Here is a 7,670-nt window from a genome sequence, read left to right as displayed (position 1 = left end):
ACCCCAGGGGTACCCCCCGCCTCTCCCGGTCCCAAGGCCCGCAGTATCCCCAGCAAGCCCCACGGTTGAGCCGTGGGATTTCGCCAGGGACTTACGGGCCCGGCTACGGACGCTTTAGGCCCAATAATAGCGGCCACCACTCGGGCCGCCGGTATTACCGCGGCGGCTGCCACCGGCCTTGCCCAGCCCTTATTCCCGGAGCTTTTTACACTCCGGAAAAGCCGTGGCGTTGCCACGGCACTGGGGGTCCCCCCGTCGCGGTTTCCCGCATTGCGGAGGTTTCGCGCCTGCTGCGCCCCGTAGGGCCTGGACCCGTGTCTCAGTGTCCATCTCCGGGCTCCCACTCTCATGGCCCGTACCGATCTTCGGCTTGGTGGGCCGTTACCCCACCAACTACCTAATCGGCCGCCGGCCCATCCTCGGGCGGGCACGAAGCCCCTTTCGGTGTGGGGACCTTCCAGTACCCCACACCTATGGGGGATTAGCCCCAGTTTCCCGGGGTTATCCCCCTCCCGAGGGTAGGTTACCGACGTGTTACTGAGCCGTCCGCCGGTGGTGTCCCAGAAGGGACACCCCCATGACTCGCATGGCTTAGTCGGACCCCCATAGCAGTGGCCTCCGGCAGGATCAACCGGAATTGAAATGGGAGTACGGCCGGTGGGACTCCCCTCAAAGGGGAGTACCAATTCCCGTCCGGGGTTTGGTCGGGGTGTTGGGCCTGCCTTACCCCCGAGGGGTCCCCCATTTCGGGGTTTTCCTCGGGAGTGCATTGGTTGTGCCCATGGCTGGAGGGCGGGGTTCATGTTGGGTGCTTTGCACCCAGTCCCCCCGACGCCGCCGTCTTGTGCCTGGGCTTGCGCCCCCTTATTCGGGGGCTCCACCCAATACTTTGCAACACCACCAATAAAAAATTTTTGCAAAACACTTATATAGTCGAGGAATTTCCAAATTTATGTTAAATAATTGCATTATAAAACAAAAAATAAGCAAAAAAATGTTAAAAATTAAAGCATCAATATGTCCTCAACGATACTTATCTTTGAAACTGGGGTTGGAATAGTATTTGTTACCGCTAGCTCATCGACAGCTTTGCTAACTCTTTCAATAGCACCCTCAGCAAAGACTCCATGAGTAGCTGCAACGTATATCCTTTTTGCCCCCATTTTTCTCAATATGTTTGCTGCCCTTATCATAGTTCCGCCTGTGCTTATAATGTCATCAACTATTAGCACATTCTTTCCTTCAACGTCAATATTGACTGGAGTCATCTGAACTTCAGTTGGGGAAATTCTCTTTTTCTCAAAGTGGCTAAACTCTACTCCTAAAATTTCGGCAACAGCTCTTGCTCTCTCTAAAGCTCCCTTGTCTGGCGCTAGAACTATGCCCTCCCCAAGTTTGTCTTTGAAATAACTAGCAATGGCCCTTGCTGGACTAAGATTAACTGCTTTTTTGGGGAAAAATTCTAGTGTCTTGGGATTGTGCAGGTCAAAAACATAAAGTTCATCATAGTAAATGCCTATCGCTCTCATAACAGCTCTAATGCTTATTGGTTCCCCATCTTTTGTAACTCTGTCTTGTCTTGAGTATGCAAGATATGGGACAACTGCAATTAGCTTTTTGAATCCTTTTTCTCTAAGTGCATCTCCCAATAAAAGAAGCTCAATTAAATGTTCGTCTTGGGGGGAATAGGTTGATTGTACGACAATAGCTCCCTCTCCTTCTCCAAGCACTCTGACGTATTTTTCACCATCTGGAAACTTTTTAATCTCTACCTCAAGGAGATCTTTCTTGTAATTTTGACTTTTTTCTTCAATCTCATTTTTTAAGTGCTGAGCTCCACTTCCAAGAACAATCCTCATGGTATCACCTCCTTAAACTAACAATACGGCAATTATACCAGCTAGGAAGATGCCATCAAATGTACCAGCACCACCGATACTTACCATTGGAGCTCCAAGTTCCTTAATTTTATTCCAATTAAGTAAATCCGCACCAATTAAAACACCCATGGTTCCGCTTGCATAGGCCACTGCTGGTTTGTTAGGACCCCCAATTAAGAGAGCCAATGAGGCAGCTATGAGAGGAGGAATAAATGTTGGAATTGCAATTCCTAGTCCTTTAACTGGCTTTGAAAAGATGTGGCTAAGTATTGCAGATATCAATATTGCTATGAGTATCCTAGCAATTAATTCTGTATCTCCAATAAGTGCAAACCTAACGAACTCATAGGTAACTATGCTTAAAGGAACTAGTGCTCCACCAACGTTTATAGCAATTATCATCTTTTGTTCTCCCCAATCGATGTACGGAACAGGGTATCTAATTCCAAAAAAACTGACTTCCTTTACCTTTAGTATTGGTGCATATGTCCTTGTTTCTGCTATGGGGATATTTATGAAGCTTCCAATTAAGGAAGCCCAAAAGAGAGTATACGCAACAGGCAGAGGAAGACCAAGCTTTTGAAATGCCAGTGTTATAGTTCCCGCAAAGAGCAAAAATAAGATGGGTATTAACAGCAGAAAAAGTATAAGGAATGGCAAGCTTAGTGGGAGAAAGAGAAATTTTCTCATTTCTTAAACCCCCTTATGTTGACCCATATTTGGGCACCATTTGCCATAATGACCTCCTTGGGCTCTTCAAATTTTTGAGGGTTTGATAATACCCATGCGTAAAGTTTCTTTCCCTTTGCATATTTCTTTAAAAATTCGTAGTCTGCTAAATGTTTATCTTTATGATTTGCAAGTTCTTCTGGCGTAAAAGGTCCAAGAACATCAACAATTTCAACTTTCCCTATTGCTTTCTTTTTGGTTATTATGAAAATCTCTCCTCTGATTTTTGTATTGCTTTTCCTGATTTCCCAGACTTTCTTACCTTCAACTATCCATGAAGCAAAGGGTTCTCTCACTATTAGCCCCTTCATTTTCCTCATTACTTTGTAGTTTGGATGTCATTTATAAATTCAACTATTTACTATAAAGCGTTCTGAGGTTATTTAATGAAACAAACAGCGAATGGAAAGATTTAAGTTTAAGGACACCAAACTCTTATTTTGGAGGCAGAGCCAATGAAGATTGTGTGGTATGGGCACGCATGTTTTCTCATTGAAACTAATGGAGTGAGAATTTTAATTGACCCTTACCCAGATGTTGATGATGACAAAATTGGTGAGATAGACTACATCCTAGTTACCCATGAACACAGTGACCATTATGGCAAAACACCCCTTCTGGCGAGACTTAGAAAAGCAAAGGTAATTGGGCCCAAAACAGTGTATCTAATGGCAATCAGCGATGGATTAACGGACGTCCAAACTATTGAAGAAGGTCAAGAGATCGAGCTTAAAAATGGTGTTAAAATCAAAGCAGTCTATGCTGAGCATCCATCAAGCCAGTACCCTCTTAGCTACATAATACTTGGCGAGATGAGTGTCTGGCATACTGGTGACACATATTATACACCATCGTTTAAACAATTGAGAGGGATGGTAGATATTCTGCTAGTTCCAATAAGCGGTCGCTCCACAGCAAATGAGAGGGAAGCAGCTGATATAATCGAAGCTGTCAGACCGAGGATTGTTATACCAATGCACTATGGAGTTTATGGGCAAGGGAGTGTTGAAAAGCTTCAGACAGAGCTTAGAAGGAGAAGAGTTTGGACATTGATGAAGCCTCTCAAAGTTGGGGAAGCATTTTATGTTCAACTAGATTAAGTTTAAAACCCTGTTCCTTAACTCGGACTTGGTGATTTCATGGATGAGCTAACAACTGGCAGCAAAAGCTTGGATGAGCTTCTAGGTGGGGGAGTAGGAAGGGGTGTTTTAACTCAGGTATATGGAGCATTTGCCACTGGAAAAACTACCTTTGCGATGCAGGTGGGTCTTCTTAATAATGGCAAAGTTGCTTACATTGATACTGAAGGTGGATTTTCCCCAGAGAGACTCAAAATAATGGCGGAGAAGAGAGGGTTAAATGCCGATGAAGTCCTTCAGAGGTTCATAATATTTGAACCTCATGATTTTAAAGAGCAGAAGCGAGTTATATCCAAACTCAAAACGGTAGTCAATGAGAGATTTTCTCTCATCGTGGTTGACTCTATAACTTCTCACTATAGGGTAGAGAAGAACAAACAGAGCTTGAATGTTGAGCTGGGAAAGCAGCTTCAAGTCCTTCTCTGGCTTGCGAGGAAGTATAATTTGGCTGTGATAGTTGTCAATCAGGTTTACTTTGATTCAAATTCGAATTCTCTAAAGCCTATTGCCGAGCATACTTTGGGTTACAAGTGCAAAGATATTCTGAGATTGGAAAGGCTTAGTAGGCCAGGACTCAGGATAGCAGTACTGGAGAGACACCGCTTCAGGCCGGAAGGGGGGATAGTTTACTTCAAAATTACTGACAAAGGGATTGAGGACATTTGATTATTGAGAAAAAGAGAAAGGTGAAGGATGCTAAATCTTCTCAAAAACTTCCTGTGTAATTCTGAGAGTTGCCTTATAGAGCTTCTCACTTATTATGCCGTCTTCATAGTGTCTCTTAAGATCTTCTTTATCAATTATCTCCTTCTTTCCATCTGGCCACTTAACGATATCGACCTCAAGGTCTATGTACCTTGCCTTATCTGGATAAATTTCAATTGGCGTGTTTATGTTGTAGTATTCACCCTTTAAGTTGCCGTCCTTGTCGTAGTAGCTGTGCTTGTACCACCACTTGCCCTCTTCAATTTCAGTTATTGCATAGTCTCCATACTCAATTGGTATCTCTAAGCCATCATATACTTTTCCAGGCTTGAGATTTCGTTTGATTTTTATTCTGAGAGGATTAACTGATACTTCAAGAATCTCTCCAGGCCCGATTCTAACTTTTTGGCCATCAGGTTTGATATGTTCCAGAGCAAACAGCCACCCAACCCTTGGCCCTTTGTTGTCCACCAAGGCCTCAATGAATCCTTCCCTCACCTTCATTCTTTGAGAGGGAATCTTTGCTAAAATCCCTTCGGCTATCTCTACTGCAAAGCTAAACTCTGGGTCATAAGATTTGAACTGATGATGCCCTTCAATTGTTGGCAGGACTTCATTCCTAATGCTGTCGAGCTTTTTCCTTGTTCCTCCTCCGAATTCAACTTCATAAATGTCTCTTCCCTCAATTATCTTTGCTGGTGCAGAGTATTTATCTGCCTCTTTGAGCTTGTCTGCAAGCTTTGATAGATTAACAAGCTCGTCCCTTAGAGTATTCCAGTCCTTATATGCTGCGGCAGTTCTCCAGAGTATTCCCCATTCACCTAAATCGACACTCAGTCCTAGGATTCTAAGTCTCTCCCTCTCCTCTGGATCTCTAATTTTCCTTGAAATTTTTACGTGCCTTTGGGCACCGATTGGTTTAGGTATCAGCACAGCGTAATCTCCAGGAATTGTCAGCAACGTGCTTAAATGGGGCAGTACATTGTGTTTTTTAACTTGAACAAGAACTTCATCTCCCTCAGCAACATCTGGCAGTTCCTCGATCAGCACTGTTCCAATTGCACTCCCAATGTCCACATAGATGTACTGCTCATCTCTTTTAACGACAATTCCCTTGTAAATCCCATAGAGCTGGTAAGGCATTTTCCTAAAAAATACGTCAATAAACTCCCCCTCAAAAACCTTCTTAACTTCCTCAACCTTGGTTCCAACTAAGATAACTCCTTGGTTGTCCTTTTTGTCGTATATATCAACATCAAATTCACTATACGTCTTTTCAAGATTTAGTCTTTCTGCTATTTTTTGGCTGGGCTGACTGATTTTGAACCCTTTGTCAAGTAAAAGCTTGGTCAGTGCTGTACTGTATATCCCTCTAATCCTCACCGAAACCTCTGAGCTTGTAGACACTTTCACCACCTCTTCTCTTTTTTTCCACAACGCCGATGAGAGTTAGACCTTCTAATATTTGGGCTACATGTGCCCTATCAATTCCCGTGTTTTGCTCTACATTCCTAGGCTCGACCCACAGTAAGCCTTTAGAGTGCCATTCTCTAAGCGAATCCTCAACTTTGTGAACCCATGAAGGATGAGAGTAAGTATGAGATATGAAAGCGATTAAGATACTCAACTTCTCTTCGAGTTCTTCAATTTTTTTGAGTCTCTCAATTATACTCGTCGGTGGCTTTTTCTCTTTTTCGCTTATGAAAATCAATCCATCAATTTCAGTACTAAGCTTTTGCAGGGCCTGGGTTACTGAGTAGTCATAAATTCTGTGGAACTGGAACAATCTCTGAAGAGCTGCTTTTGCTTTGAGCTTTTCACTAAAACTCTCTTTTATGTGTCCTAGTAGGGTTATTATTTCCTCAATCCTAAATTTCATCTGATGCTCATTTTTCTGAAGTTCTCTACCAGCTTTTTCGAGATCTCCTCCAACTGGGGCAATCCCTTTATAAATTTGAGATGCAGTTTCAAACTTTTCCTCACTTAGCTCATGGAGCTTGATAATGGCTTCACCAATAGCATTGAAGTCTTCTTGATTGGCATACTCATAAAGCTTCAAAAACAGTTTTTCAAAGTCTTTGTGTAACATCTCTGCTTTTAAAATTAGCTCTTTCAATTTTTCAACATCCACATTTACTCCCTCCTATAAGTTTATGCTCACACATAATACTTTTACTTTTCGTTGTTAAACAGAAGTATTTATCCATAAGGTTTTTTTAAGTTAGTAGATTAAATCAAAGTGAAGGTGGAATCATGGCTCTGGTTGATAAATTTGGGAGGCCAGTAACTAACCTCAGGATTTCTGTAACTGAGGATTGCAACTTAAATTGTTTTTACTGTCATAGAGAAGGACAGATGAAAGGAAAGAGAGAGATGACACCAGAAGAGATTGAGAGAATAGTTAAAATAGCTTCTCGTCTTGGCATTAAGAAGGTTAAGCTCACGGGAGGAGAACCTACAATAAGACGTGATATTGTTGAAATCGTAAGGAGGATCAGACCTTATGTGGTTGACTTATCCTTAACTACAAATGGAACTGTCATGTACAGACTAGCGGAAGAACTAAAAGAAGCAGGACTCGACAGGGTGAATATAAGTCTCGATACGCTGGATAGGAAAAAATACAAAAAGATCACTGGTTTTGATGTTCTTCCTTGGGTCTTAAAGGGCATTGAAAAATCTGTTAAGCTTTTCAAACTCGTCAAGCTCAATATGGTTGTTATGAAGGATCTGAATCACATGGAAATATGGGATATGATGGATTATGCAGCCAGAATTGGGGCCGTTCTTCAGCTCATTGAAATTGAGGTTCCAAGGGAACTCATGGATTCTTGGTTCTTTAAAAGATATTTCTACCCGCTGAAGCCTCTTGAGGAGGAGTTTACTAAGAAGGCTATTGATATTAAAGAAAGGAGGATGCACAGGAGAAAGAAGTACCTCATACCAACTGAAAATGGAGTGGCAGAGGTTGAAGTAGTCCGTTCAATGCATAATACAGTATTCTGTGCAAATTGTACGAGAATAAGATTGACGGCTGATGGGCACCTAAAAACTTGCCTTCTCAGAAGAGATGACCTGATTGACATATTGACGCCGATTAGAGAAGGGGCCAGTGATGAGGAGCTAGTTGAAATTTTTAAGAAAGCAATCCTAATGAGAAAGCCGTACTGGATGTAATTAGCGAGAGAAATTTTAATATAACACAATAACCCATATA

At 42.4% G+C, this 7,670-nt stretch carries 8 protein-coding genes and 1 rRNA gene; 3 read left to right on the top strand and 6 right to left on the bottom strand.

The annotated features are described in order from the left end of the window. The 4 genes from E3E24_RS04565 to E3E24_RS04550 all read right to left on the bottom strand — a co-directional run. A 16S ribosomal RNA gene (locus tag E3E24_RS04565) occupies positions 1 to 638 on the bottom strand; the annotation flags it as partial. 366 nt (positions 639 to 1,004) lie between these two features. After that, positions 1,005 to 1,859, bottom strand: coding sequence for a ribose-phosphate diphosphokinase (locus E3E24_RS04560; protein ID WP_167885846.1), 855 nt, complete (start codon positions 1,857 to 1,859; stop codon positions 1,005 to 1,007). A gap of 12 nt (positions 1,860 to 1,871) precedes the next feature. Next, a complete protein-coding gene (locus tag E3E24_RS04555; RefSeq protein ID WP_167885845.1) occupies positions 1,872 to 2,570 on the bottom strand; it encodes a DUF1614 domain-containing protein in 699 nt (232 codons plus the stop codon). Next, a complete protein-coding gene (locus E3E24_RS04550; RefSeq protein WP_167886051.1) occupies positions 2,567 to 2,920 on the bottom strand; it encodes an ASCH domain-containing protein in 354 nt (117 codons plus the stop codon). The genes E3E24_RS04555 and E3E24_RS04550 overlap by 4 nt, the downstream gene beginning before the upstream one ends. Positions 2,921 to 3,064: 144 nt before the next feature. Between E3E24_RS04550 and E3E24_RS04545 the strand changes: the two genes are divergently transcribed. Together E3E24_RS04545 and radB are read left to right on the top strand one after the other, a co-directional pair. Then, on the top strand, positions 3,065 to 3,709 hold the full coding sequence (locus E3E24_RS04545) for an MBL fold metallo-hydrolase (protein ID WP_167886050.1): 645 nt from the start codon (positions 3,065 to 3,067) through the stop codon (positions 3,707 to 3,709). Positions 3,710 to 3,748: 39 nt separating this feature from the next. Beyond that, positions 3,749 to 4,414 (top strand): DNA repair and recombination protein RadB, encoded by a 666-nt coding sequence (gene radB / locus E3E24_RS04540; RefSeq protein WP_167885844.1) that lies wholly within the window; start codon positions 3,749 to 3,751, stop codon positions 4,412 to 4,414. A 30-nt stretch (positions 4,415 to 4,444) separates the two neighbouring features. On the opposite strand, the gene E3E24_RS04535 is transcribed toward radB, so the two are convergent. Together E3E24_RS04535 and E3E24_RS04530 are read right to left on the bottom strand one after the other, a co-directional pair. After that, positions 4,445 to 5,860 carry a DUF402 domain-containing protein gene (locus tag E3E24_RS04535; protein WP_167886049.1) on the bottom strand — a complete coding sequence of 472 codons (1,416 nt, stop codon included), beginning with the start codon at positions 5,858 to 5,860 and terminating at the stop codon, positions 4,445 to 4,447. Next, positions 5,826 to 6,584, bottom strand: a complete 759-nt coding sequence (locus E3E24_RS04530; RefSeq protein ID WP_167885843.1) for a hypothetical protein — start codon at positions 6,582 to 6,584, stop codon at positions 5,826 to 5,828. Before E3E24_RS04530 ends, E3E24_RS04535 begins: the two co-directional genes overlap by 35 nt. Before the next feature lie 122 nt (positions 6,585 to 6,706). On the opposite strand from E3E24_RS04530, the gene moaA reads away from it, so the two are divergent. Next, positions 6,707 to 7,630, top strand: a complete 924-nt coding sequence (moaA, locus tag E3E24_RS04525) for a GTP 3',8-cyclase MoaA (RefSeq protein ID WP_167885842.1) — start codon at positions 6,707 to 6,709, stop codon at positions 7,628 to 7,630. The last annotated feature ends 40 nt before the right edge of the window (positions 7,631 to 7,670 follow it).

The organism is Thermococcus sp. LS2 (assembly GCF_012027375.1).
In the GTDB taxonomy this organism is placed as follows: domain Archaea; phylum Methanobacteriota_B; class Thermococci; order Thermococcales; family Thermococcaceae; genus Thermococcus_B.
Note: the sequence above shows the minus strand (reverse complement) of the source record. Positions and strands in the feature narration are given on the sequence as shown.

Excerpts from the sequence above, each read along its gene's own strand:
- E3E24_RS04560 (WP_167885846.1), bottom strand. The coding sequence starts at position 1,859 with ATGAGGATTGTTCTTGGAAGTGGAGCTCAGCACTTAAAAAATGAGATT.
- E3E24_RS04555 (WP_167885845.1), bottom strand. The coding sequence starts at position 2,570 with ATGAGAAAATTTCTCTTTCTCCCACTAAGCTTGCCATTCCTTATACTT.
- E3E24_RS04550 (WP_167886051.1), bottom strand. The coding sequence starts at position 2,920 with ATGAAGGGGCTAATAGTGAGAGAACCCTTTGCTTCATGGATAGTTGAA.
- E3E24_RS04545 (WP_167886050.1), top strand. The coding sequence starts at position 3,065 with ATGAAGATTGTGTGGTATGGGCACGCATGTTTTCTCATTGAAACTAAT.
- radB (WP_167885844.1), top strand. The coding sequence starts at position 3,749 with ATGGATGAGCTAACAACTGGCAGCAAAAGCTTGGATGAGCTTCTAGGT.
- moaA (WP_167885842.1), top strand. The coding sequence starts at position 6,707 with ATGGCTCTGGTTGATAAATTTGGGAGGCCAGTAACTAACCTCAGGATT.